At 33.4% G+C, this 25,037-nt stretch carries 23 protein-coding genes and 1 pseudogene; 12 read left to right on the top strand and 12 right to left on the bottom strand.

All coding sequences use genetic code 11. The features are described from left to right. Nucleotides 1-123 precede the first annotated feature (123 nt). From ACEW8E_RS02645 to ACEW8E_RS02630, 4 genes and pseudogenes are all read right to left on the bottom strand, one after another. Complete coding sequence (locus tag ACEW8E_RS02645) at nucleotides 124-534, bottom strand: restriction endonuclease subunit S (RefSeq protein WP_373478788.1); 411 nt, start codon at nucleotides 532-534, stop codon at nucleotides 124-126. A 2-nt stretch (nucleotides 535-536) separates the two neighbouring features. After that, nucleotides 537-1,142 carry a protein adenylyltransferase Fic gene (gene fic, locus ACEW8E_RS02640; RefSeq protein ID WP_373478787.1) on the bottom strand — a complete coding sequence of 202 codons (606 nt, stop codon included), beginning with the start codon at nucleotides 1,140-1,142 and terminating at the stop codon, nucleotides 537-539. Between the two features lie 11 nt (nucleotides 1,143-1,153). Next, nucleotides 1,154-2,695 carry a type I restriction-modification system subunit M gene (locus ACEW8E_RS02635; RefSeq protein WP_373478786.1) on the bottom strand — a complete coding sequence of 514 codons (1,542 nt, stop codon included), beginning with the start codon at nucleotides 2,693-2,695 and terminating at the stop codon, nucleotides 1,154-1,156. Nucleotides 2,696-2,799: 104 nt separating this feature from the next. Next, nucleotides 2,800-2,991 (bottom strand): annotated as a pseudogene (locus ACEW8E_RS02630) (Txe/YoeB family addiction module toxin). A 58-nt stretch (nucleotides 2,992-3,049) separates the two neighbouring features. Between ACEW8E_RS02630 and ACEW8E_RS02625 the strand changes: the two are divergent. Further along, nucleotides 3,050-3,916 (top strand): hypothetical protein, encoded by an 867-nt coding sequence (locus ACEW8E_RS02625; RefSeq protein WP_373478785.1) that lies wholly within the window; start codon nucleotides 3,050-3,052, stop codon nucleotides 3,914-3,916. A gap of 307 nt (nucleotides 3,917-4,223) precedes the next feature. Here the strand turns inward: ACEW8E_RS02625 and ACEW8E_RS02620 are convergent, their stop codons facing one another. After that, nucleotides 4,224-5,963 carry a R3H domain-containing nucleic acid-binding protein gene (locus ACEW8E_RS02620; RefSeq protein WP_373478784.1) on the bottom strand — a complete coding sequence of 580 codons (1,740 nt, stop codon included), beginning with the start codon at nucleotides 5,961-5,963 and terminating at the stop codon, nucleotides 4,224-4,226. A 376-nt stretch (nucleotides 5,964-6,339) separates the two neighbouring features. Here ACEW8E_RS02620 and ilvN point away from each other — a divergent pair, with 376 nt between their 5' ends. Further along, entirely contained in the window at nucleotides 6,340-6,858 is a 519-nt protein-coding gene (gene ilvN / locus ACEW8E_RS02615; RefSeq protein WP_373478783.1) for an acetolactate synthase small subunit, read from the top strand. A 143-nt stretch (nucleotides 6,859-7,001) separates the two neighbouring features. Next, on the top strand, nucleotides 7,002-8,057 hold the full coding sequence (locus ACEW8E_RS02610) for a hemolysin family protein (RefSeq protein ID WP_373478782.1): 1,056 nt from the start codon (nucleotides 7,002-7,004) through the stop codon (nucleotides 8,055-8,057). A 58-nt stretch (nucleotides 8,058-8,115) separates the two neighbouring features. On the opposite strand, the gene ACEW8E_RS02605 is transcribed toward ACEW8E_RS02610, so the two are convergent. From ACEW8E_RS02605 to apcB, 5 genes are all read right to left on the bottom strand, one after another. Next, entirely contained in the window at nucleotides 8,116-8,934 is an 819-nt protein-coding gene (locus ACEW8E_RS02605) for a cyclopropane-fatty-acyl-phospholipid synthase family protein (protein ID WP_373478781.1), read from the bottom strand. A 53-nt stretch (nucleotides 8,935-8,987) separates the two neighbouring features. After that, on the bottom strand, nucleotides 8,988-9,671 hold the full coding sequence (locus tag ACEW8E_RS02600; protein WP_373478780.1) for a matrixin family metalloprotease: 684 nt from the start codon (nucleotides 9,669-9,671) through the stop codon (nucleotides 8,988-8,990). Between the two features lie 115 nt (nucleotides 9,672-9,786). Further along, a complete protein-coding gene (gene secG, locus ACEW8E_RS02595) occupies nucleotides 9,787-10,020 on the bottom strand; it encodes a preprotein translocase subunit SecG (protein WP_373478779.1) in 234 nt (77 codons plus the stop codon). A gap of 116 nt (nucleotides 10,021-10,136) precedes the next feature. Beyond that, nucleotides 10,137-11,735 carry a 2,3-bisphosphoglycerate-independent phosphoglycerate mutase gene (gpmI, locus tag ACEW8E_RS02590; RefSeq protein ID WP_373478778.1) on the bottom strand — a complete coding sequence of 533 codons (1,599 nt, stop codon included), beginning with the start codon at nucleotides 11,733-11,735 and terminating at the stop codon, nucleotides 10,137-10,139. A gap of 666 nt (nucleotides 11,736-12,401) precedes the next feature. Further along, nucleotides 12,402-12,914: an allophycocyanin subunit beta gene (apcB, locus tag ACEW8E_RS02585; protein WP_373478777.1), complete on the bottom strand. Its 513-nt coding sequence runs from the start codon at nucleotides 12,912-12,914 to the stop codon at nucleotides 12,402-12,404. Between the two features lie 272 nt (nucleotides 12,915-13,186). On the opposite strand from apcB, the gene ACEW8E_RS02580 reads away from it, so the two are divergent. The 8 genes from ACEW8E_RS02580 to cobT all read left to right on the top strand — a co-directional run bounded on the left by ACEW8E_RS02580 (nucleotide 13,187) and on the right by cobT (nucleotide 21,443). Next, the gene (locus tag ACEW8E_RS02580) at nucleotides 13,187-14,323 is read left to right on the top strand and encodes an HhoA/HhoB/HtrA family serine endopeptidase (protein WP_373478776.1); all 1,137 of its coding nucleotides are present in this window, start codon (nucleotides 13,187-13,189) and stop codon (nucleotides 14,321-14,323) included. Nucleotides 14,324-14,742: 419 nt separating this feature from the next. Next, a complete protein-coding gene (gene bchL, locus ACEW8E_RS02575; protein ID WP_373478775.1) occupies nucleotides 14,743-15,615 on the top strand; it encodes a ferredoxin:protochlorophyllide reductase (ATP-dependent) iron-sulfur ATP-binding protein in 873 nt (290 codons plus the stop codon). 50 nt (nucleotides 15,616-15,665) lie between these two features. Next, nucleotides 15,666-16,037, top strand: a complete 372-nt coding sequence (locus tag ACEW8E_RS02570; RefSeq protein ID WP_373478774.1) for a DUF5331 domain-containing protein — start codon at nucleotides 15,666-15,668, stop codon at nucleotides 16,035-16,037. Between the two features lie 313 nt (nucleotides 16,038-16,350). Beyond that, nucleotides 16,351-17,760: a ferredoxin:protochlorophyllide reductase (ATP-dependent) subunit N gene (locus tag ACEW8E_RS02565; RefSeq protein WP_373478773.1), complete on the top strand. Its 1,410-nt coding sequence runs from the start codon at nucleotides 16,351-16,353 to the stop codon at nucleotides 17,758-17,760. Nucleotides 17,761-17,983: 223 nt separating this feature from the next. Further along, on the top strand, nucleotides 17,984-18,553 hold the full coding sequence (locus ACEW8E_RS02560; RefSeq protein ID WP_373478772.1) for a hypothetical protein: 570 nt from the start codon (nucleotides 17,984-17,986) through the stop codon (nucleotides 18,551-18,553). Between the two features lie 106 nt (nucleotides 18,554-18,659). After that, the gene (locus tag ACEW8E_RS02555) at nucleotides 18,660-19,256 is read left to right on the top strand and encodes a L,D-transpeptidase (protein WP_373478771.1); all 597 of its coding nucleotides are present in this window, start codon (nucleotides 18,660-18,662) and stop codon (nucleotides 19,254-19,256) included. 221 nt (nucleotides 19,257-19,477) lie between these two features. Next, complete coding sequence (locus tag ACEW8E_RS02550; RefSeq protein ID WP_373478770.1) at nucleotides 19,478-20,221, top strand: DUF2232 domain-containing protein; 744 nt, start codon at nucleotides 19,478-19,480, stop codon at nucleotides 20,219-20,221. Between the two features lie 91 nt (nucleotides 20,222-20,312). Then, nucleotides 20,313-21,443 (top strand): nicotinate mononucleotide-dependent phosphoribosyltransferase CobT, encoded by a 1,131-nt coding sequence (gene cobT / locus ACEW8E_RS02545; protein WP_373478769.1) that lies wholly within the window; start codon nucleotides 20,313-20,315, stop codon nucleotides 21,441-21,443. On the opposite strand, the gene ACEW8E_RS02540 is transcribed toward cobT, so the two are convergent. After that, on the bottom strand, nucleotides 21,387-21,809 hold the full coding sequence (locus tag ACEW8E_RS02540; protein WP_373478768.1) for a hypothetical protein: 423 nt from the start codon (nucleotides 21,807-21,809) through the stop codon (nucleotides 21,387-21,389). The genes cobT and ACEW8E_RS02540 overlap by 57 nt on opposite strands. 188 nt (nucleotides 21,810-21,997) lie before the next feature. Then, nucleotides 21,998-22,837 carry a carbonic anhydrase gene (locus ACEW8E_RS02535; RefSeq protein WP_373478767.1) on the bottom strand — a complete coding sequence of 280 codons (840 nt, stop codon included), beginning with the start codon at nucleotides 22,835-22,837 and terminating at the stop codon, nucleotides 21,998-22,000. 250 nt (nucleotides 22,838-23,087) lie between these two features. On the opposite strand from ACEW8E_RS02535, the gene ACEW8E_RS02530 reads away from it, so the two are divergent. Beyond that, nucleotides 23,088-24,833: a peptide ABC transporter substrate-binding protein gene (locus ACEW8E_RS02530; RefSeq protein ID WP_373478766.1), complete on the top strand. Its 1,746-nt coding sequence runs from the start codon at nucleotides 23,088-23,090 to the stop codon at nucleotides 24,831-24,833. Nucleotides 24,834-25,037 lie beyond the last annotated feature (204 nt).

Below are 25,037 nucleotides of genomic sequence, written 5' to 3'. Positions count from 1 at the left end.
GATGATTTTGCTTTCCTTTTTTAATTCCATTTTTGTGAATATGTTTAGACCCGCACTCTGGACATTGTATCATTTTTTTATTTTTGATAATTTGACCCCTTTATCTAAAAATCATACCTTAATTCAGCAACGCCGGATTTTTGAAATAACTTCTGTTGGCAAGTGAGCAGGAATAGCATTAGTGGCTTGTGATTGAATATATTTTTGTTTGCTTTTGAGAACATAAAATAAAAATTTATTATTCAAAATCCCAGATGGTTTTATGCAATAACACACATCATTTGCCCAAAATTTTTCTGTAATAAAATTAACAAAGCCTGCAGTTCCATATTTTACTATAGTGATTGTATTAGCACTTTGATTACTTTTTTCAAAATATCCCATTGGTGTAACTCCACCACTATAAACAGGATATTTTTTTTCTAAAGCTAGTTCATTCTTTGTTACTCGTTGACCCCTTCTAATGATAGTACAATCCCCCAGAGCCTTCCATTCCACCGTAACATCTTGAAGTAAATTATTAATCTGGTTCATAGTTAAAGCTCCTCAGTTTTGAATTGACTATAGCCCTCATAGTAATAACTGACATCAATCCCCTTCATAAAAATAACACGGTCGTTAATCTTATCAGTGAGAGCTTGTTGTAGTAAAACTTTGATTTCAACGTCTTTAACTACACTGCGTTGCATTGCAGAAAGATACTCCTCTTTATCCACCAAATTCCAGTCAATAACCTGTTTTATTGCTGTTTTCAGCATGACATCTAGCCAAATACGGGAAGCACGTCCGTTACCCTCACGGAATGGGTGGGCGATATTCATTTCTACATATTTCTCAATAATTTCATCAAAACTATCCTGAGCCATTGCGTCAATATGCTTGAGGGATTGTTCTAAATACATTAACGGAGCAAAACGAAAATTACCCTTAGCAATATTCACCTTACGGATTTTTCCAGCAAAGTCATAAATATCGCCAAATAAATAGCCATGAATGAAAGCAAGTCCTGCAAATGTGCCAACCTCTACCTTAGTAATATCCCCAGAGTCAAATAGTTGTTTAGCCTTTTGTTTACTGATTTTTTCCTCAGCCTTTGCCAATTCAACTTGATTAGTGATGTTTAATTTATTGGTTAATATCATAATGTGTCCCCCTATCCCTCAATCTCTGCAACAATATCATCAATCTGACTACGTAACTGGTCAATTCTAGCAACAGTGGTTTTTAGTTTAGCATTGAGCTTAGTAATATCAATTACCTCACGAGTGTCTTCAGCTTCCACATAAGAACTTACCGATAAATTATAGTCATTGTCAGAAATCGCCTTGTACGCCACAGATTTAGCAAAATATTCTATATTAGCTTTAGTGTCAAACACTTGCATAATTTGCTCAATGTGTTCATCAGTGAGAATATTATTATTAGTCTCCTTCTTAAACAAACTACTAGCATCAATGAACTGAGTCTTATTATCGGTTTTATGTTTAGACAGTACCAAAATATTAACAGCGATGGAAGTACCAAAAAAGAGGTTGGGTGCTAAGGAAATAACTGTTTCAATATAATTATTATCTACTAAATACTTGCGTATTTTCTGCTCTGCACCACTACGATAAAAGATACCCGGAAAGCAAACAATCGCCGCACGTCCTTTACTAGATAAATAACTGAGGGCATGGAGTACAAAAGCAAAGTCAGCCTTAGATTTAGGAGCTAATACCCCTGCTGGAGCAAAACGTTCATCATTGATTAAGGTGGGGTCATCTGTACCAATCCATTTGACTGAATAAGGGGGATTAGAAACAATAGCATCAAAGGGTTTTTCATCCCTAAAATGTGGCTCTAATAGGGTGTTACCTAGTGCTATATTAAACTTATCGTAGTTGATGTTATGCAAAAACATATTCATCCTAGCGAGGTTGTAGGTAGTGTGGTTTATTTCCTGACCAAAAAAGCCCTCCTCGATGATATGAGCGTCAAAGTGCTTCTTAGCCTGTAATAATAATGAACCTGAACCTGCGGCGGGGTCATAAATTTTATTAACCGTTGTTTGCTGGTGCATTGCCAGTTGAGCAATGAGTTTAGAGACACTTTGAGGTGTGAAAAATTCTCCTCCTGATTTCCCAGCATTGGCAGCGTAATTGGAAATTAAGAACTCGTAGGCATCGCCAAACAAATCAATTTGGTTTTCCTGAAACTCCCTAAAACTAAGTCCTGCAACCCCTTTTAGTACGGCAGTTAGACGGGTATTCTTATCAACAACGGTATTGCCTAGACGATTACTGGTAGTATCAAAGTCTGCAAACAAGCCTTTTATATCATGTTCTGAGGGGTAGCCATTAGCTGAAGTTTCAATGGCAGAGAAGATGTTGGCTAAGTCAGTGTTGAGGTTAGGGTTTTGGTGGGCGTTAGTGGCAACATTTACAAAAAGTTGACTGGGATAGATAAAGTAACCTTTAGTTTTGATGGCATCGTCTTTGATGTCGGTGGTGATGACATCATCAGTCAGTTGGGCATAGTTGACGCTTTCGTCTCCCCCCTCAATGTAATTAGCAAAGTTTTCGCTAATAAACCGATAAAATAAAGTACCTAAAACATACTGTTTAAAATCCCAACCATCCACAGAACCACGCACATCGTTGGCAATCTGCCAAATCTGGCGTTGTAACTCGGCTCGTTGTTGGATGCTTGTCATGATGAATTTTTTGTTTATATCTATTACTGTGTGCAATTTATCATATCAGTGATTGAGCCTGAAGTAATCCCTTAAATTTAGTGGGCATTGTCCCACACTACAACTTAGTAATGAAACTTGCAAGATATAATCACAATTTTTGATAAATTAGACGATGTTCTTGATTAATTCGTCGAAACCACAGTCCAGATAAATTATGTTTTAATGCCTCTGGTTTTCCTAAATCTGAAAATGGATCTCGCTGAATATCTTTGAATTAGAGTTACAATTTTACTATAAATTTTTTTGTCTTCCAAAACCTATTAGTTAAATTCATCAAAACTTCGAGTTATAAATGTAACTTTTTTCTAAATTATGCCTAAAATTCCTTTATTAACTATTCCAAAAAAATATCGATCTCAGTCAAGAGATACCAGTATAGAAGTTGATTTTTTACAATGTTCTATATGGAAACAAATGCCTTTAATTAAAAAAGTTGAATTAACCGTTAGCATTACTCAAGGTTGTCGTCAATTAACTTTACAAGGAATCAAAAATAAATATCCCCAATTTACTCCTCAAGAACAAAAATTATTCTATACAAAAATTATTTTGGGAGAGGAAATAAGTAGTTTAATTATTGATAGAAAAAAAGATGAAAATATTATGATTGGTAATCCCATAGAATTGGCTTTATTAATAGCAGAAATATTAGAAAGTTTAGATATAGTTTATTTTGTGGAAGGTTCGGTGGCGAGTTCTTTATGGGGTGAAAGTCGTGCTACTTTAGATCTTGATTTAGTAGCTGATTTAAAAGTAGAAAAAATTGATAATTTTATTGCTAAAGTTGACCCTTTATTTTATCTTAGTGAAGAAGCAGTTAAACAGGCTATTATTAATAAATCTTGTTTTAATCTAATTCATTTTTTTACCAGTGAAAAAATTGATATTTTTATCCCGAATCAAAGCTCTTTAATTCAAACGGAAATAGAAAGAAGAACTTTACAAACAGTAACAGAAAATGGTAGTTATTTATATTTAGCAACTCCAGAAGATATTATTCTACAAAAATTAATTTGGTATCGTGATGGGAATAAAATTTCTGAGCGTCAATGGCGAGATGTTTTAGGGGTTTTAAAAGTGCAATCAACAGACTTAGATTTTAATTATTTAAAGTATTGGGCAGAATTAGAAAATTTATCAGATTTGTTAAATCAAGCCCTATTAGAATCTGGTTTATAGTTATGTTTTTATGATAAATTATTAAGTTATCTCCTGTTTTATTGAGATAAAAATTGTAAGTTACAAACCTATTATTACCAAATTAATTCTAAATATAACATAAAGTTTACTAAAATATTTCCCCCTGATCAACTATGGCGATCGCACAGCAGCATATTATGATTGTCATTACTTTTGTAAAAAACTTGATAACACTTTTACTTAATTCAAATTATAATTAGTTATAAAAATAATTAAAAAAAGTTAGTTAAAGACATGAAATCAAGGACAAGGGTAAATTCATAACTCCTCTGTCCTAACTCCTAATTTATGCAGGATAAATACGCAGACGACGATTTGGCTCGTCACCAAAACTATCTGAACGTAATCGATAATGTTCGATTAATTCATGTTGCATTTTTCTTACTTTTGAATTTCTCGGTAATAACTCCACAGGTTGCCCTTGGGGTATGACAATTTGCTCAACGGCTAATCTTGCTTCTTCTAAAGCCTCGATTTCATCATCATTTCCTGCTTTACTAAACAACCGTAAATCTTCAGCTTCATTAGTTTCAGGGTTGTCCATATTGACTAACTGTCGTAAAGTGCGAGTTATTTGTGGAATACTATTAGATTTGATACTATGTATGGGTACTTGACGATCTTTTGCTAATTGCATCAATTTTGAGTGATGTTTAACTTGCGATCGCAAAGCCAAAACCGCATCAGCATCATCCAAATCTTTAGTTAAAACAATAGGCATTCTTAACACCCCAATTACTTGCTCTAACTGAGTTCTACCGATACCATAAGGATAAACATAAATAGGGAAATCTTCCCCATTAGGTCCTGGAATGCGGACTTTTTCAGTTATTTCCTCTGACTGATACCAAGATTGATCTAACATTTCCTCAAAATCAAGATTCGGCTGTTGATGAGTTAAAGAAAGAGGAATCATTTTTCCTGAAGCTCTTAAACCGCTAGGCTTGATGGGAATTTCTACTAAATTTTGTACCGTTGTTAAAGCCGTTTGTGGTGCTAAGGAAGGATCTCTAGTTATGGATACTTCCCCTTCATCGTTAACTTGACGTAATTGAGGAATTGGTTGTTTACCTCGTAAAAGATGATCAACGGTTTGAGCGACTTCTTCATGAATGACCCATTTTTGACGTTCCCACATTTCTACGGCAATTTGAAAAGTAGGAGGAGCTTTTCGCTCTAAAACAGTCTTTTGAGAGCCTCTGCGACGAGCTTCTTCATCTCCTAAAGTAACGGATTGAATTCCGCCGATTAAGTCGGAAAGGGTGGGATTTTTAATTAAGTTTTCGAGGTAATTACCATGGGCAGTACCAACTAATTGTACACCTCTTTCAGCAATAGTTCGGGCGGCTTGAGCTTCTAATTCTGTGCCGATTTCGTCAATAATAATCACTTCAGGCATATGATTTTCTACCGCTTCAATCATCACTTGATGTTGTAATTCAGGATGAGCTACCTGCATTCTTCTTGCTCTACCAATGGCGGGATGAGGTACATCACCATCTCCTGCAATCTCATTAGAAGTATCAATAATTACAACTCTTTTTTCTAATTCATCCGCTAAAACCCTAGCAATTTCCCTTAAAGCAGTAGTTTTACCTACTCCGGGACGACCTAATAGTAAAATAGATTGACCACTTTCAACTAATTCTCGAATCATCAAAATAGTACCAAAAACCGCTCTACCGATACGACAAGTTAAGCCGATAATATTTCCTTGACGGTTACGAATAGCACTAATACGATGTAAGGTAGATTCAATTCCAGCTCGATTATCGGCACTAAAATGACCGACTCTAGCCACACAATATTCTAAATCTTCTCTACTGATTAAGTTATCACTTAGGTAACAATTATGTCCTGAAAATCTCGCTTCAGGTTTTCTCCCTAAGTCTAAAACAATCTCAATTAAAGAACTTTTCTGAGGATGTTGTTCTACGGATTGGCGAATAGTGACAGGTAAAATTTGTAATAATTTATCGAGATCATCAGTAATCTGCATTCTATGCTGGGGCAGTTTTTCTTCCATTCTTGAATTTTATCAATTGAAGTTTAAATATAGTTTAAGCCGAGGTTTCTTCTTTTATAAAAGAGATCATTTTGTTTATCATACCTGAATTACTTAGAAACTTGAAATAAAACTTAATTTTCTGATCAAGGCAAGATTAAGAGCTTTATTTATAATTATTTCTCTTATATCCTAACTCCTCTCTCCTATTTACTAATCTCACTAAACAATTTTATAGTTCACTGAGGTATTTATAGTGTTATTTTTTTACTCTAGCTTAGAGATGTTGATTTTGATACAATGGAAGATTCAATTAACCATAACTTGACTTTCGGTCTAGCAGGTAGAAAAAATTAGTTTATATTTTATTGTTAACGAATCGAGAATCTAAATATCAATGAAGCACACTATTTCTGTATTAGTAGAAGATGAAGCTGGAGTTTTAACTAGAATTGCTGGATTATTTGCCCGTAGAGGTTTTAATATTGAAAGTTTGGCGGTAGGCCCTGCGGAACAGTTGGGTATTTCAAGAATTACAATGGTTGTACCCGATGATGACGAAACTATTGAGCAACTAATTAAGCAATTACATAAACTTATAAACGTAATTAAAATTACCGATATTACTAAAATTCCCTGTGTAGAAAGAGAATTAATGTTAGTCAAAGTCAGTACTAATTCTCAAACTAGAAGTGAAGTTTTACAAATTGTACAAATTTTTAGAGCCAGAGTAGTAGATATGTCTGAAGATAGTTTAACTTTAGAAGTCGTGGGCGATCCAGGTAAGATGGTTGCAATTATTTCTATGTTAAATAAATTTGGCATCAAAGAAATTGCCCGTACTGGAAAAATCGCTTTAGTGCGGGAATCTGGAGTTAATACAGAATATTTAAAATCCTTAGAAGTCAAAGTTTAGTTAACATTTAACAATTAACAAGATCACAAGTAATTGATAATTTTTTCATAACGATTAATTCTCTGAAAATATTTATTAATTATTGTTTATTATTAATTTTTTATTATTTTATATAAAATACCGAATTCTGAATATTCTCCATTATGTTAACCCTTTTCTTGATCGTTATGATAGTTTTATTGGGTTCAGCTTTTTGTTCTTTTGCTGAAACGGTATTATTAACTGTTTCTGATATTAAAGTTAAACAATGGGCACAATCTAAAAAAGCTAGTGCTTTAGCTTTACTAAAAATCAAGAAAAAAATGAATCGTCCTATTGCTACTGTGGTTATTTTAAATAACATTTTTAACATTGTTGGTAGCATTTTGATTGGTAGTTTAGCAACACAGGTTTTAGGTAATAACTTGTTAGGTATTTTTTCTGCATTATTAACTTTTTTAATTATTATTTTTGGGGAAATATTACCGAAAACAATTGGTCAAAGATATGCTGATAATTTTGCCATAATTTTAGCTTTACCAATCCAATTTTTAACCTTTATTTTAACTCCTTTAGTCTGGATACTAGAGAAAGTAACTGAACCTTTAACTCAAGGAAAAGTTTTACCCACTACTAACGAAATGGAGATAAAATTATTAACTAATATTGGTAGTCATGAGGGAGTAATTGAAGCCGATGAAGCAGAAATGATTACCCGAGTTTTTCACTTAAATGATCTTTCCGCAGCAGATTTAATGACTCCTAGAATTATTATTACTTACCTTAAGGGGGATACTCTTTTAAAAGACTGTCAAGATATTATTATTAAATCTGAACATAGTCGTATTTTAGTTATTCAAGACTCTATTGATGATGTTATTGGTATTGGTTTTAAAAATGAATTATTAACGGCAATTATTCAAGGAAAACAAGAAGAAAAAGTAGCTAATTTAGTTCGTAATGCTAATTTTGTTCCCGAAACAATTAAAGCGGATCATTTATTAAAACATTTCCAAGAAATTCGTCAACATTTAATGGTGGTAATTGATGAATATGGAGGAGTTTCTGGAGTTGTCACCCTTGAAGATGTTTTGGAAGTTTTGACGGGAGATATTGTTGATGAAACGGATAAAATTATTAGTTTAAGAGATATTGCTAAGAAAAAAAGAGAACGACTTTTAATCTCTAAAGGTATAGAAGAAATTGAGAATGTAAAATAAAAAATTATCAATATATAATCTTATCTACATTCCCTTTTTTATCTTTATTAAAAATTAATTATTTAAAAACTAAAATCTGATAGTTAATTAAGTTAAATTTACTAAATATTTCTAATCCTTTTGCTGTCATCCAATCATTAAAATTATCAACAATAAGTTTATTAATGACTGGATAAGTTGGCTGAACATTTTTATTAATATCAATTACTTTATCTAGTTTAAATCCTGTTTTATTTGCTATTTGTTCATATTCTTTTATCCCGATAAATTCTACTTGATTTGTAGCTTTTGAGCCATAAGTGTCGGTAATTAAACGGCTTAAAACTTGAGCTTCAAACCATGTCCAAAAGTTACTAATTGTGGGATTAATAATAAAGTCAACTACAATTAATTTTCCAGAGGATTTAAGATTTTTTCTTACTTGTTGAAAGAATATTTCTCGACTAGGAAAAGCAAAAATACACTCTAAGGCGATGGCATAGTCAAATAATTCGCTAAAATTAGGCAAATCACAAGCATTACCATTAATAAATTGAATTTGATTATGATTTTGTGGTTTAATCAATGCTGTTGCTCTTTCTACCTGTGCATTATCAATATTTACGCCAAATAATTTTAAATTACTAAAAGTATCATTGAGTAAGCTAATAGTACCGCCAAAACCGCAACCTGCATCAAGAAGCGTCACTCCATCACTAATTTGAGCTTTTTCAATGACTAATTTAGAAAGATTATTTGCCGCCACAGCAAAATCCGTTAAAGTACCAGTAGCAGTAGCAGGATTTTCCCAATAACCCCAGTGTATATGTTTTCCGAAGGCTTGTTCTAATTCTTTATCTTCGGTGAATTTGTCGATTAATGTATCAAAATAACCCATGATTGTAATTGATAATTGATAATTGATAATTGTCTATCCTTCATTGCTCATTGTCAATTAATATCCCAGCCTAAACGAGTTGGTTGTTGATAAATTTTTTTCAGGGTATTTATATCTTGAGGAGAAATGGCAGGAATTTCTTTTGTATGAGAATAATACATTACATCAGTCTTTTGTAAACTATGTCCCCAAATACCTAATGCGTGGCCTAATTCGTGGGTAATATTAGTAATTAAATAGTCAAAAGTTTGATGAGGATTAACTTCAATTGTCATTCTATGACGTAATTGACTAGGTTTAGTTTGTGTTAAGTAAAATTTAACCGTTGTGGTTGCTGCTTTTGCCCTAGGAAGGTTATATAATCCTGTCTCTGGGTTAATTTCGGCTTTAAATTCTGGATACCGACGATAAATCAAAATATCTGCATCTTCGGAAGTTTCTACGGGTATTAAAGGTATATAACTATTCCATGTGGCGATCGCCATGTTAGCAGCTTTTTGCCATTGTTGAAAATCCTTTAAACCAGCAGGAGATAAATTAGTATCAGGAGATTGTAAATAAACTTTAACAGGAAAAATTGACCAAATCAAATAACCTGCTAAATGAGGCTCAATTTCTTTAAAATAATCTTCTTTAATGTCAGAAGTCCAATTTTGCAAAGAAACAGGCAAAGGATGAACTTGTAAAGGTGGTAAATTATTATTTTCAGCCCGAACAAAATGACTGAAATTCACCACTATTAAAGTTACTAAAAATATTAACAAGATAGGGTTTAAAACAAGTTTTACTAACTTTTTAATCAGTTTCTCAACCTCCAAATTGAATATCTAAAACCTAATTCCTAAAACCTAATTAATTATTTAACCAACCAGCACTTAAAACCACCGTTAAACTAATAAAAGTTAAACTTAAAATCCATGTAACTCGATTTAGAGTTGCTTCTGCACTTTTGACACTAGAAAAAAGTTGAGCTTGTCCACCAATGCCTCCTAATCCATCACCTTTAGGAGAATGTAACAATACTAAAATTATTAATAATCCACAAGAAACAGCCCAAATAATTTGCACTAATTGATAAACAGTCATAATTGATAAAATTTAATATTTTTCATAGTCTATTATATCTAATACCTAATACCTACCCTCATCACTTATATTTTTTCAGGGAAGCCGATTTAGATTTTATTTAACATTAGGACTTATTAAACGGAAATACTCACAGGAGTACGATTTTTTTTGACTTCATATTCTGATTTTTCGATTAAAGATTCTCCTGTCATCTCTTTCGGTTTTGGTAACTGTAATATCTCAAGAATTGTGGGGGCAACATCAGCTAATTTACCATTTTCTCGTAATTTCACATTACCACCATGACCTATTATTTTACGTCCTTCACCTTCAACTAAAATAAAAGGTACTTGATTTGTGGTGTGTGCAGTCCAAGGATTTCCTTTTTCATCTTTCATATATTCTGCGTTGCCATGATCTGCGGTGATAATAGTTGTACCGCTTACTTGATTAATAGCTCTTAATAATTTACCCACACAAGTATCAACGGTTTCAATGGCTTGTTCTGCTTTATCTAATTTTCCTGTATGTCCCACCATATCAGGATTAGCATAGTTAATAACCACAAAAGAATAAATACCTTTAGTAATAGCTTTAGATGCTATATTTGTTAATTCTACTGCCGACATTGCTGGTGCTTTATCATAGGTTAAAACCATCGGACTTTGGACTAATTCTCGATCTTCTCCTTCTAATGGTTGCTCTAAACCACCGTTAAAAAAGTAGGTAACATGGGGATATTTTTCTGTTTCTGAAGTCCTAAATTGTTTTAATCCTGCATTAGCGATGACTTCACCGAGAATATTTGTTAAATGTTGAGGCTCGAAAACTACTTTAACAGGTAAATTAGGATCATATTGAGTAAAAGTAACAAAACTGAGGTTATTAATTTTTTCTCGCTCAAAACCATCAAAATCATCCATCGTAAAAGCATAACAAATTTGTCTAGCTCGATCAGGACGAAAATTATAAAAAATTACTCCATCTCCTTCTTTGATTGCACCTTCGGCAATGCGTGTCGGTTCGATAAATTCATCCGTTAGATCTTGTGCGTAAGAATCTTCCATGACTTGCACGGCATTTCTACCATCTCCCGCACCATCTATTGTATATAAATCATAAGCTCTTTTGATGCGATCCCAACGGTGATCACGATCCATAGCATAATAACGACCACAAACTGTAACAATTTTACCTAAACCATTTTTTTGGATATGTTCTTCTATAGCTTTAATATACTTAATTCCTTCGTGAGTTTTGGTATCTCTACCATCGGCGATAAAATGGACACAAACTTCCGCAACACCGTGTAATTTTGCCAAATCTAGTAAACCGATCAAATGATCTAAATGAGAATGTACACCACCATCGGAACATAACCCCATAAGATGCAATTTACCTTGAGATTGGATCACTTGATGACAGATTTCTTTTAAAACTGGTTCGGTGAAAATTGAACCATCTTCCACCGCATCAGAAATTCTTACTAATTCTTGAGGTACAACTCGTCCTGCACCTAAATTCAAATGACCTACTTCAGAGTTACCCATTTGTCCGTTAGGTAATCCTACTGCTTTACCTGATGCGTTAATGAGGGTATTAGGGTTAACTTCTAACAAACTGTCCATTACTGGAGTTTTAGCTAAGGCGATGGCATTATCTCGTTTATCTTCCCGATAACCCCAACCATCCAGAATGACTAGGACTACAGGGGAAATTGTTTTATGATTCATAATCTTTTACCTAGTATAAAATTGTAAAAATAGTTACGACAATCCGATAATAACACTGATAACTAATGACGGTGAATTGTTTTTCAATCTTGTATAAATATTCAACAGAAAGTAACAGTTAAATAGGCTTATTTGACTCTAGTTTTTATTATCACAAGAAGAAATTAAGAGAGTATCAAAAATTTGATATTAATAATATTAGGAGATTTTGGACTTAAAACAAAATTTTGTCAAGAAAAGCACAAATAATAATTATCAGAAAAACCTAGAGTTAAATTCGGCAGTGTTGACATTAGACAATGATTTCATTCCTAGAACTAGATTTTTAATAAATATATTACTCAGATCTTGCACCTCGTTTAAAAATCACTGGTGAGGGGGAGTAATGAGTAATGAGTAACGAGTAATGAGTATAAGAATTGATACTAACCATAAGAGAATTGATTTTTCCCCTTTTAACTATTAGGTATTAATGTATTGGTGCAAGATCTCAGTATTAGATATTTTAAGTACTAAGGAGAATATAAAAAAAGTATTTTGAAGGGCAAAAGTGAGGTTTCAGTTACGAATTTTGTGAAACTAGAATCCCCCATTTATACCCGTAGGTTTAGTGAGGGAGTGTCAAATCCATGAGTATTGACTAATTGTCCATTGCACATTAATGGATTAGATGGAAATTTCGCTCAATTCACGGGTAAGATGATCAAAAGGTGTATCGACAAAATCAACATTGTCCATTCCAGCTTCTAAAGCCATTTCTTTGATCATTTCTTTCATGATTTGAATACCGCGCACAGTGGGTGCAATGGGAACACAAAGAGAATTATAAGTTTCTCTTAAACCCTGTAAAACTCTTTCATCTAAAACAGTATTATCACCAGCTACTAAAGCATAACTAGCATAACGAAGATAGTAATCCATATCTCTTAAACAGGCAGAGTAACGACGAGTGGTATAAGCGTTTCCTCCTGCGCGGATTAATTCGGGTATTTCTTCAAATAATTGTCTTCCAGCATTTTTCACTAACTCAGGGGAATTAGCGTTAATGATAGAGGCAATCTGAAGTCTTTTTGTTCCTGAATTATAATAAGATTTTATGGAATCCATGGCATCACGATCTAAATAACGACCTGACACGTCATAATTTTTAATTAAATTAGTTACAGCATCTAGTAACATTTTTTTCTCCCAAACAAGATTTTTATGGATAATTTAAAGAGTTATTTTTGATTTTAATATGATCACGGAATCCTCGCCAATGGCAAAGGGATCAAGATTTAGAGTTATGGGTAGAGGTCATCACTAATTAGGGAAAACACTACTACTTTACTCTCTTAAAGAAACAGAAGGCTTCTCTATACAATAATGATTAGAAACAGCGAAACTATTATCTTATTTCTTAACGTCTTGTGATAAGAAAAGTATAAAATCTTTACATCTTTCTTAATATTATGAATATTCGGCAATTTATTAATCTATTTTCCGCTCTTTGTATGGGAGTTATCATCGCTTTTAGTGGTAGTGGTATTAACTCTTTAACTGCTCAAGCTCAAATTCCTGTTAATATTACTACGGAAAGTTTTGTTGCCCTTGCGGTAGAAAAAACAGGGGATTCTGTGGTAAGAATTGATACAGAAAAGGTCATTACTCGCTCTATTGAGCCTATGTTTGAAGATCCTTTTTTTCGTCAATTTTTTGGGGATGGGTTTCGTAATTCCATGACTCAAGAAAGGAAAGTTACGGGTTTAGGTTCTGGTTTTATTGTTGACTCACGAGGTATTATTTTAACTAACGCTCATGTGGTTAGTGATGCTGATAAAGTTACCGTTACCCTCAAAGATGGGCGTATTTTTGAAGGTGAAGTCAAAGGCACAGATGTCATTACTGATTTAGCCGTCATTAAAGTTAATTCTCAAGGGCAAAATTTACCCGTTGCCACTTTGGGTGATTCTTCTCAAGTTAAAGTAGGTGATTGGGCGATCGCCGTAGGGAATCCCCTAGGTTTAGACAATACTGTAACCCTTGGTATTATTAGTACTCTTCATCGCTCTTCTTCCGAAGTTGGTATTTTCGATAAAAGAATCGACTTTTTACAAACTGATGCGGCTATTAATCCGGGTAACTCTGGAGGGCCACTTTTGAACGCACAAGGAGAAGTTATTGGCATAAATACCGCTATTCGTGCTGATGCTATGGGTATTGGTTTTGCTATTCCTATCAATAAAGTTAAACAATTACAAACAATTTTAGCTGAGGGGAAAGAAGTTCCTCATCCTTCTATCGGCATTCAAATGGTGAAAGTTACCCCAGAATTAGCTAGAGAAAACAACCGAGATGCTAATGCTACTTTTTTAATTCCCGAAGTGGAAGGGGTTTTAGTGGTAAGAGTTTTACCTGAAACACCCGCCGAAAAAGGTGGTATTCGTAGAGCTGATGTAATCCTTAAGGTTAACAATCAAATTATTAAAGACGCAAATCAATTACAACAATTAGTGGAAAATAGCGGTATTAACCAAAGTCTCAAGTTTTCTATCCTTCGAGGTGAACAAAAATTAGACTTAAATATTACTACCGCACAACTAAGATAAATATTCTTATAAAGTTAAGTATTTATACTCTTTTTTCCCTTAAAATCACATATTGTAGCAATTATTAACAATTCTGTTTTTTAAGGGATTTTTAACCCCTATTTTCATGATTTTATCTGATAAGCGATCGCCATCGATAAAGATAAAAAGCTATATAACATAAGGATTTTAGGAAATGTATCAAAATATGTTTACATTTTTTTGCTTTTATACACAATTATATTAATTAAATAAACAAAAATTTAATAATAATAATAATCAACTTTAAGAGTCAAATAAACTAATAAAACTAACTAATACTATTTAATACTTAATTTTGCTTTGATTTACTATAAGAATTAAAATTAGTACCCCTTTTCATTTCCGAAAATTTAGTCAATAATGCGATCAGTGCAAATAAATTCAGGAATTATAAAAAAATGACTTTAACATTAGCAGTTTACGGAAAAGGCGGCATCGGCAAATCAACCACCAGTTGCAACATCTCCACAGCATTGGCAAAACGTGGTAAAAAAGTATTACAAATTGGTTGCGATCCCAAACATGATAGTACTTTCACCCTTACAGGCTTTTTAATTCCCACCATCATCGACACATTACAAGAAAAAGATTTTCATTATGAAGATATTTGGGCTGAAGATGTTATTTATAAAGGTTACGCTGGAGTTGACTGTGTAGAAGCGGGTGGCCCTCCTGCTGGTGCTGGTTGTGGTGGTTATGTGGTGGGTGAAACCGTAAAACTCCTGAAAGAGTTAAACGCCTTTGATGAATATGACGTAATTTTGTTTGACGTTTTAGGTGACGTGGTATGCGGTGGATTTGCTGCACCTCTGAATTATGCTGACTATTGTTTAATCATCACTGACAATGGTTTTGATGCCTTATTTGCTGCCAATCGTATCGCCGCATCCGTAAGAGAAAAAGCGCGTACTCATCCCCTCAAATTAGCAGGTTTAATCGGTAATCGCACCTCAAAACGTGACTTGATTGATAAATACATTTCCCATGTGGCAATGCCCGTTTTAGAAGTATTACCCCTTATCGAAGACATCCGAGTATCAAGAGTTAAGGGTAAAACCTTGTTTGAAATGGCAGAAAAAGATCCCTCTTTAGATTATGTATGTGATTATTACCTGAATATAGCTGATCAAATTTTAGCCTTACCCGAAGGAGTTGTGCCTAGTGAAGCGCTTGATCGTGAATTATTTGGATTACTTTCAGATTACTACTTAAATCCTCCTGAAGATGCACCCAAACAAGAAAGAGACGAATTAGAGTTAATGATGGTGTAATTAGTGAATAGTTAATAGTTGATAGTGAATAGTTTTTTAGTTTAATTTATATGGGAATTGTGGAAGAATTTGAAGAATTGAAACCAATAATTAAAGATAAATGGTTAGACTTTTATGAAAATAATTTATCTTTTTGTAAGAACATTAGAATTGATAATTACCAATATAAATCTGGCGGACAAAGTGCACCAGACTTATATCGTCCTAATGGTTTAATTATTCTTACTACTATTATTTTATTAGAACCTAAAATGAAAGATTATATACAACTTTTATCTATGGCAAATTCTGATACAGAAAAAATAGTTGAATTATTAAGATTAAATTTTGATCCTAAAATTGAACTCGAAAAAAGGAAAGAAGAAAAGGCAAAAAATCAATTTATTGAGCCTCCTTCACTTTTAGATGATTTTCGAAAATAAAATCTCTAAAAAATTCTCTTTTGAGATTGAGATTTAGTCGCTTTAGCTGACTTATGCTATTAGCTATGAAATTTATTTCTTAGGGAGATGAAAATACATCACAAATTAATTAATTAAACAAAATTATGAATCAATCAATTAAGAGTCAACATCATTAACCTGCCTTGCAATAAATTGACAAGGCTAATAGCATAAGTCAGCTAAAGCGACTCAGTAATTAAAGCATTGAATTTTTTTAGCAAAAATTATGGATAACCATTTAGATTTCATTACTTACAAATAAAACATAAATATAATAAATAAGAATAAAAACATGACTTTAGCAACAGAAAATCCCGTTACCCCCGAATTAAAATTTGAATGCGAAACAGGCAATTATCACACTTTTTGCCCCATTAGTTGCGTAGCTTGGTTATATCAAAAAATTGAGGATAGCTTTTTTCTCGTTATCGGCACTAAAACCTGTGGTTATTTTCTCCAAAATGCTATGGGTGTAATGATTTTCGCTGAACCTCGTTACGCTATGGCTGAATTAGAAGAAGCCGACATTTCCGCTCAACTTAACGACTATAACGAGTTAAAACGCCTTTGTGACCAAATTAAGCGCGATCGCAATCCTAGCGTTATCGTTTGGATTGGTACTTGTACCACCGAAATTATTAAAATGGATTTAGAAGGTATTGCGCCTAAATTAGAAGCCGAGTTAGGTATTCCTATTGTGGTAGCTCGTGCTAATGGTTTAGATTATGCCTTCACTCAAGGAGAAGACACGGTTTTAGCAGCTATGGCGAATCGTTGCCCAAAGGAATCGGAAGTAAAACAGGAAGCGGAAAAAACCGAGCGTAATGCTATTCAAAAATTGCTCAATTTTGGTAAAAAAGCGGAAGATACCAACAATGATGAGTATAAGTCACATCCGCCTTTAGTGTTATTTGGTTCATTACCAGATCCTGTTGTCACCAATTTAACCTTAGAATTGAAGAAACAGGGAGTAAAAATCGATGGTTGGCTACCTGCGAAACGTTACACCGAGTTACCTGTTATCGATGAAGGTTATTACGTTGCAGGGGTGAATCCCTTTTTAAGTCGCACAGCTACTACTTTAATGCGTCGTCGTAAGTGTAAATTAATTGGCGCACCCTTCCCCATTGGTCCTGATGGTACTCGTGCATGGATTGAGAAAATCTGCTCCGTGGTTGGGGTTGAGCCTCAAGGGTTAGCGGAAAGAGAAGCTCAAATCTGGGAAAATTTGCAGGATTATGTGGATATAATCAAGGGTAAGTCAGTTTTCTTCATGGGTGATAATTTACTCGAAATTTCTCTTGCTCGTTTCCTCATTCGGTGTGGTATGACAGTTAATGAGATTGGTATTCCTTACATGGATAAACGTTATCAAAAAGGTGAGTTAGATTTTCTCGCTCAAACTTGTCAAGAAATGGGTGTAGCTGTGCCTACTATCGTAGAAAAACCTGATAATTATAATCAATTGCAGAGAATCAAAGAGATTAAGCCTGATTTGGTGATAACAGGCATGGCGCACGCTAATCCGTTGGAAGCCAGAGGAATTAACACAAAATGGTCTGTGGAGTTCACTTTTGCCCAAATTCATGGTTTTACTAACGCTCGTGATATTCTTGAATTAGTAACACGTCCGTTACGCCGTAATAACAATCTAAAAGATTTAGGTTGGAGTAAATTAGTCAACGATGAAGCTAAAGCGTAAAAGTCACTAAATTGCCAATAAGTAGGTAGGCAAAATTAATTAATTGTATGTTTACTTGATCAAAGGCTCGTGGGCAAAATAACTTTTAAATTAGGAGTTAGAGGTAAATCTTCATCAAATAAGTATTTAATATTAAATTTTACAAAATTATGATGATTCTGATAAAAAAATCAGTATGATTCTAAGTAGTAAACACAATAAAAATAAATAGCGAAGGTAGCTTATGAATTTTAAAAATCTTCAATACTTGACAGTCGCAACCTTGGGATTGTTTCTAGGTGCAAATACCATTAAACCAGTTCAAGCCTTTGAAATTAACCCTCAAACCACTGAAAGTTCTTCTTCGGAATTATTATTAAGTCAATTAAGAGGACATAATACTTATATGGGACAACCCCAAATTGAATGGGGAGACAGTATGTTAGGTCGAGTAATCGGCAGAAGTGGTGGTATCATGTTTATTCGTGCCGAAGATGGCGTTGTTTTTCATGCTAATGGTGGTTTTTGCCCCGGTTCTGATGTTCTAGTCGGTAAAGCAGACAATGGACAGTATTATTTAGTCGGACAAGCTGAATCTCAATGGATCTCTCGACTACAATCAAAATATGGTTATAAGAGATTAGATGCTTCGGCTGGAGCTTTAAATGAACGTACAGCAGCTATTTGGGCATCTATGAACAGTTCTACTACCACCAGAGAAATCCCCGCTCGTCCTGTGATGCAATCAGCACCTACTTATACTCCTCAACCAGAAGTTCAAGAATATAACCAACCCATAAGAGGATTATGGTAATTTTCGGATAAAATAAAATTTATCATCAACAAAGCTTTGAAACTGTAAAAATTTATAGTCTCTGAGCTTGTTATTCTATCGGTACATTCCCCTTAAGTGACAACAAATGAAATCCAATCCTTTTGATGGTTTTTTCCGTAAAAAACTGTTTTTTTCTCTAATTACATTAGGTTTTTGTCTAACTAATGTTTCTCCTAGTAATAGTTCTGATTCTGTACCTGATCTGAACCAAGATTTACTACAGATGGATTTACCCGCTATTCCGAAGCTAAAAAATGAAGGTGCATATTTATATTATGCCGATGAAAAGCCCAATGTTAAGTTAGTTTTACAATTAGCATCAAAACGAGTTCAGGTTTATGAAGATGATCAAGTCATCGCCACTTTTCCTGTAGCGGTGGGTAAAAAAGGCTGGGAAACTCCTCAAGGAGAATTTAAAATTATCCAAATGATCGAAAATCCTTCCTGGCAAAATCCTTGGACGGGAAAAGTAGTACCTCCGAGTCCTAATGGCCCTTTAGGAGAACGTTGGATTGGCTTTTGGAGTGATGGAAAAAACTTTATCGGTTTTCATGGCACACCGGGGGAAAATTTAATCGGTCAAGCCGTGTCTCATGGTTGTGTTAGGATGAAAAACAAAGATGTTAAACAATTATTTAATTTAGTATCTTTAGGTATTCCTGTGACGGTAGTAAATAAATAAGTATTAGGTATTAGGTTTGGGGTATTAGTAAAAAATAATTATTGCTAAAACTATTTATATATAAGGATTATAGAGTTATTAAAATTCGATTCTTTATAATTAACAGTTTTTTCATAACCTAACAACTTAAAACCTTTTATAATACTTAATCAGTCTATTATCCCTAACGTCAGATAAATAATAAGTAATAAGTAAGGCAATTATTAATTAACCAATAACCATTGACTAATTCAAATCAAGACTTTAACGAGGATAATTCTAACTGGATAGATGAGGATGATCATAATTCAATCATTAATCCAGAAAACAATAATTATTCTACCCTTAAGCAAAAATCCTATAAATTTAAACCTGCTACTATCGCTTTAGTTGAAAGTGCATTTTTAGCGAGTACAGCTAGTTTAATTTGGTTGATTGATTATTATTTTCGTTTAGGCCCTTTTTTGAAAATGTTATTTCCTTTACCTATCGCTTTAATTTACTTACGGCGAGGAAAAAGATCATCAATTATTACTACTATTGTTTGTGGTTTATTGTTAGCAATTCTAATGGGTCCTCCTCGTAGTATTGTTTATCTGATTCCTTATGGTTTAATGGGAATACAATTAGGTGCTTTATGGAAAAATAATAGTAATTGGTATTTGTCAATTTTCATGGCAAGTGTTATCGGTTGTTTCGGTTTTTTCTTCCGTTTTTGGCTATTTTCGATTCTTTTAGGGGAAGATTTATGGATTTATGTTGTTACTCAAATTGCTAGTTTAGCTGATTGGATTTTTCTTAAATTAGGTATTTTAGCCGAACCTACTCCCATGATGATCCAAATTTTAATTTTATTAGTCGTATTAGTCAATAATATTATTTATAGTTTAACGGTTCATTTGCTAGGATTATTAATGTTTGATCGTCTCAATAACCCTATTCCTCGCCCTCCCCAATGGATGAAAACTATTTTAGATTACGAATAACTTAAAATTTTAAATGGGTTTTGCCATCGTTTTTTTACTCATAAAAAATATTTGATAGCTTCCCTAAAATTCGGGCAAAATGTGTTAGAAAATGACAATAATTGATCATCCAGATATTAAAATCTATACAGAAATTGAACAAGGAAAGAAATGGCTGAATCAATATAGAGGTTGTTTGCCTATTTTTACCTGCACTTTAGGCTTTACTGCTACTGCTTTATTAGAGGGTATTTCTACCGCAGGAGCTACATCCGAATCTCGCCGTTATACAGCTTTAGCCGATGGAGAATTTTTGGTTAATGGTATTCAAAAAAATCCGACTTTTCCTTTACCGTCTTTAACGGTGGGTATTTCTCCTACTTTTATCAGTCGTGCCGTTGTAGAAAAATTTAATCTACCTCTTTATCTTTTTAATGCAGGATTATTACAAAAACCCTCGGTGAAAAATATTGATTTACAAGGAAAACCTGCTAATTGTGTTTCTAGTGGAAAAGCCTTACCTTTAGAGGTAGTAAAGCATTTATATCAACAAGGTTTATATTGGGGAGAAATTTTAGCCAAAGAGGCAAAGTCTAGTTATCTCATTTTAAGTGAATGTGTCGTGGGAGGTACAACTACGGCGTTAGCAGTATTAACAGCGTTAGGAATTGATAGTAGAGGAAAAGTTAATAGTAGTCATCCCATCTGTAATCATCAACAAAAATGGGATTTAGTGCAAGAAGGATTAAAAAAAGCAGGTTTAAATAATGAAAATAACCTGATAAACCCTCTACAAATTATAGCCGCCGTGGGAGATCCTATGCAAATTGTGGTAGCAGGAATAGCGTTAAGTGCGAGTAAAAAAATGGGAGTTATGTTAGCTGGTGGTACACAAATGTTAGCAATTTTTGCTTTAATCAAAGCACTAAAAAACACATCTTATCATGATGCTAAGTTAGAAAACATTATCATCGGTACAACTCGTTGGGTAGCCGAAGATTTGACGGGAGACACCATTGGTTTAAGTAATCTGATTGGTAACGTTTCCTTGTGTGCAACAGATTTGAATTTCAGCACTTCAAGCTATTCTCATTTACAAGCCTATGAAAAAGGATATGTTAAAGAAGGAGTTGGGGCAGGGGGTAGTGCGATCGCATCTCATTTATTAGGTATAACTAAAGAAGAATTACTGCACATGATAGAAGCCATTATTTCTAGTTTCGTTATGGTTACGAAGAGCTAACAATTCTTCCTCAAGGGAAGCAATACGATGATAAGCGGCGGTTAATTGTGCCGTTAAACGATATAATTGCTCATCACAGGAAATATTATTTTCTACTTGAGAATAGTCTAATAATTGTGTATAAATATCTTCATCATCCGTTAAAATATCTTTGTGATGGTTAAACTTTTTGGGATGTTTATTTAAAATTTGATTATTTTCGTGATGATTATAATTAGATTTGAGGGGTAAATTGACTGTTAAATCTGACAATGAAATATTTTCTACTCCTTCCCAACCGACATATTCCGCTAACTGCTTGACGATGATGTAAAGTTGATTAACTTGTTGTTGTAAATTAATTGAGTCTTGTTTTCTTTTGTACATATATAATTACTATCCTCATATAGCTAATAATGGTTTTTATTCTCTCTATGGTAAAGTGTGAGCAAGAATAATCTTCAGTATTCCTGATTAATTTAACAATTGATTTTTAATAACCTTAATTTTTGTATTGATAAAATGTAATATTGAGGATAAAATCAGTTAATTGTAAAAAGTTAACAAGATATTAATTATGACGATGAACCTCGATAAATTCTTTCTGCTTGTTCTTTAGATAAACGATTAGATTTAGGTAGATGAATATTAATATTCTCGGTGGTTAATTCCGATGGTTTTTCGGGTTTTGCTTCTTGTGTTTCGTTTTTTATCATAGGATAAATTTTACAACCAACAGTTTTAGAGACAGAACAACTAGGATGTAAATTATAAAGATATTCTGGATCATTTTTACGATTTTCAACATCAACAAAATCATGGGCTACAGAATCATAAGTTAATATTTCACCTGATTCAATGCTATAAATCCAACCATGAAGGGATAGTCGCCGTTGATGTAATCGACTACGAATAACAGGATAAGTATTCAAATTTTCTAACTGAGTTAAAACATTTTCAGCGATAGTAATGTTTAATAAATCTTCTTCAGGGACATGGGAATAATTCTCTATAATTAATCTACGGGTTGCTTCGGCTTGTTTTAACCATTCATAAACTAAAGGCATTTTATCAGCTAGTTTGGACATTTTTAATAAACCTTTCATCGCACCACAATGAGAATGTCCACAGACTATAATTTGTTCAATATCTAAAGCTGAGATAGCATATTCAATGGAAGCGCCCTCACCGCCATTAGTAGCACCAAAAGGAGGAATAATATTACCAGCATTACGAATAACAAATAATTCACCAATATTAGCTTGGGTGATAAGATTAGGATCAATACGAGAATCAGAACAAGTAATAAATAAAACACGAGGTTGTTGACCGTGAGATAATTCTTCAAATAAATCTTTATGAGTGTCAAAATAATTTGTTTGAAATCGATGTAAACCTTCGATAAGTTTTTTCATAGATTAGGGTTAACAATTAGAAATTAGGAATTTTTTTAGTTATTATTTATCAGCTTTTAATTACTTAGTTCGCAATTGCTGAAATTAAGAATTTATTTACATTCAAATTATTATATCTGAATAAGATCGTTAAAAATAAGTAAGATTAATTAAATTACATTATCTAAGGTATTGAAACTCTGTATAATTGTAAAAAAAAATCCTATTTTAAAACTATTTATTACTGGTAAAATCAGACAAAAAAATCATCATGAGGAAAATAAGAAAATCTCGGGTTAATTTTATTCTAGCGGTGAGTAGCTGTTTAACGGTTATTAGTTGTAATTCTCCTTCCGCTATTACTGAAAATAATAATCCGACTACCTCTGATACCGATAATAATAAAATATTAAAAATGATTTACTGGCAAGCGCCAACAATTTTAAATCCTCATCTTTCCACTGGATTTAAAGACTCAGAAGCTAGTAGAATAACCCTTGAACCTTTAGCTACATTTGATTCAGATAGTAAATTAATTCCCGTATTAGCGCAGATAATTCCTTCGGTAGAAAATGGCGGAGTTGCCAACGATGGCTTATCAGTAACTTGGAAATTACGACAAGATGTCAAGTGGTCTGATGGAGAAAAATTTACTGCTTCGGATGTGATTTTTACTTACCAATTTATCAATAATCCCAAGGTAGGAAGCGTTAATAGTGGTGATTATGCCGTAGTTAAAAATGTGGAAGCCTTAGATGAATATACCGTTAAGATAACTTTTAAACAAGTTACTCCTGCATGGTATTCTGTTTTTGTTGGTGGTGCAGGGATGATTTTACCAGAACATTTATACGCTCAATATAACGGCGAAAATGCTAGAGAAGCGCCTTTTAATCTTCTTCCTGTAGGAACGGGAGGTTATGCTGTATCACAATTTAAGCCGGGTGATTCGGTAATTTATCAAAAAAATCCCTATTATCGCCAACCTGAAACCCTAAATTTTGAGAAGATTGAGATTAAAGGAGGAGGTGATGCAACTTCAGCCGCAAGAGCAGTATTACAAACAGGAGATGCGGATTTTGCTTACAATCTACAAGTAGAATCAAATATTTTAGATGAATTAAGCAAGGCAAATAAAGGTAAAATAATTACTAACTTTGGATCTAATAGTGAACGAATTTTGTTAAATTATACTGATCCAAATAAAGAAACTCCTGAAGGTGAAAGATCTAGTGTAAAATTTCCTCATCCTTTCTTTAGTAATGTCAAAGTTAGACAGGCTTTTGCTTTAGCTGTGGATAAAAATACCATCACCGAGCAATTATATGGTATCACAGGAAAACCAACTTCTAATTTTTTATTAGCACCGCCTGAATTTGTTTCTACTAATACGACTTCTGAGTTTAACCTCGATAAAGCAGGAAAATTATTAGATGAAGCAGGATGGAAAGACACTAACGGTAATGGTATTAGAGATAAAGATGGTGTAGAGATGAAAGTGTTATTTCAAACAACCGTTAATTCTTTACGGCAAAAAACTCAAGCCATTATTAAACAAAATTGGGAATCTTTAGGTATTGAAGTGGAATTAAAAAGCATTGACGCTAGTGTAATGTTTTCGAGCGATCCTAGTAATAACGATACCGTAGAGCATTTCTCTGCTGATGTTCAAATGTTTACTACTGGTAGTAATAATCCAGATCCTACACCATATTTTAAAGTTTATACTTGCAATAATATACCCCAAAAAAGCAATAATTGGTCAGGAGACAACTATTCTCGTTATTGTAACCCTGAATATGATCAACTTTTGCAAACAGTTATTACGGAATTAAACCCCGAAAAAAGAGCGATAATTTTTAAACAATTAAATGATTTATTAATCGAAAATGTAACAGTTATTCCTATTATTCATCGTGCCGATGTTGTTGGTATTGCTAATAATTTACAAGGCGTAAGTTTAACTGCTTGGGATTCAAGAACATGGAACATTACACAATGGAAGAAAACCAATTAAAACAATGACGTAATTTTCTTATGACTAATTTGTGAAAGAATAGATACCAGAATTAAGTTTTATGGCGTTGCTGAATTAAAGTATGATTTTTAGATAAGGTGATGCCGAAGGCACGCTACGCGCACGTATCTTTATTACTCTCTTAAATTATCACAGAGGCGTGCTGTGTACCAGAGCCGACGAGTGATCGCTCGTAACTTGTGT

Source organism: Geminocystis sp. (genome assembly GCF_041753295.1).
Classification (GTDB): domain Bacteria; phylum Cyanobacteriota; class Cyanobacteriia; order Cyanobacteriales; family Cyanobacteriaceae; genus Geminocystis.
Note: the sequence above shows the minus strand (reverse complement) of the source record. Positions and strands in the feature narration are given on the sequence as shown.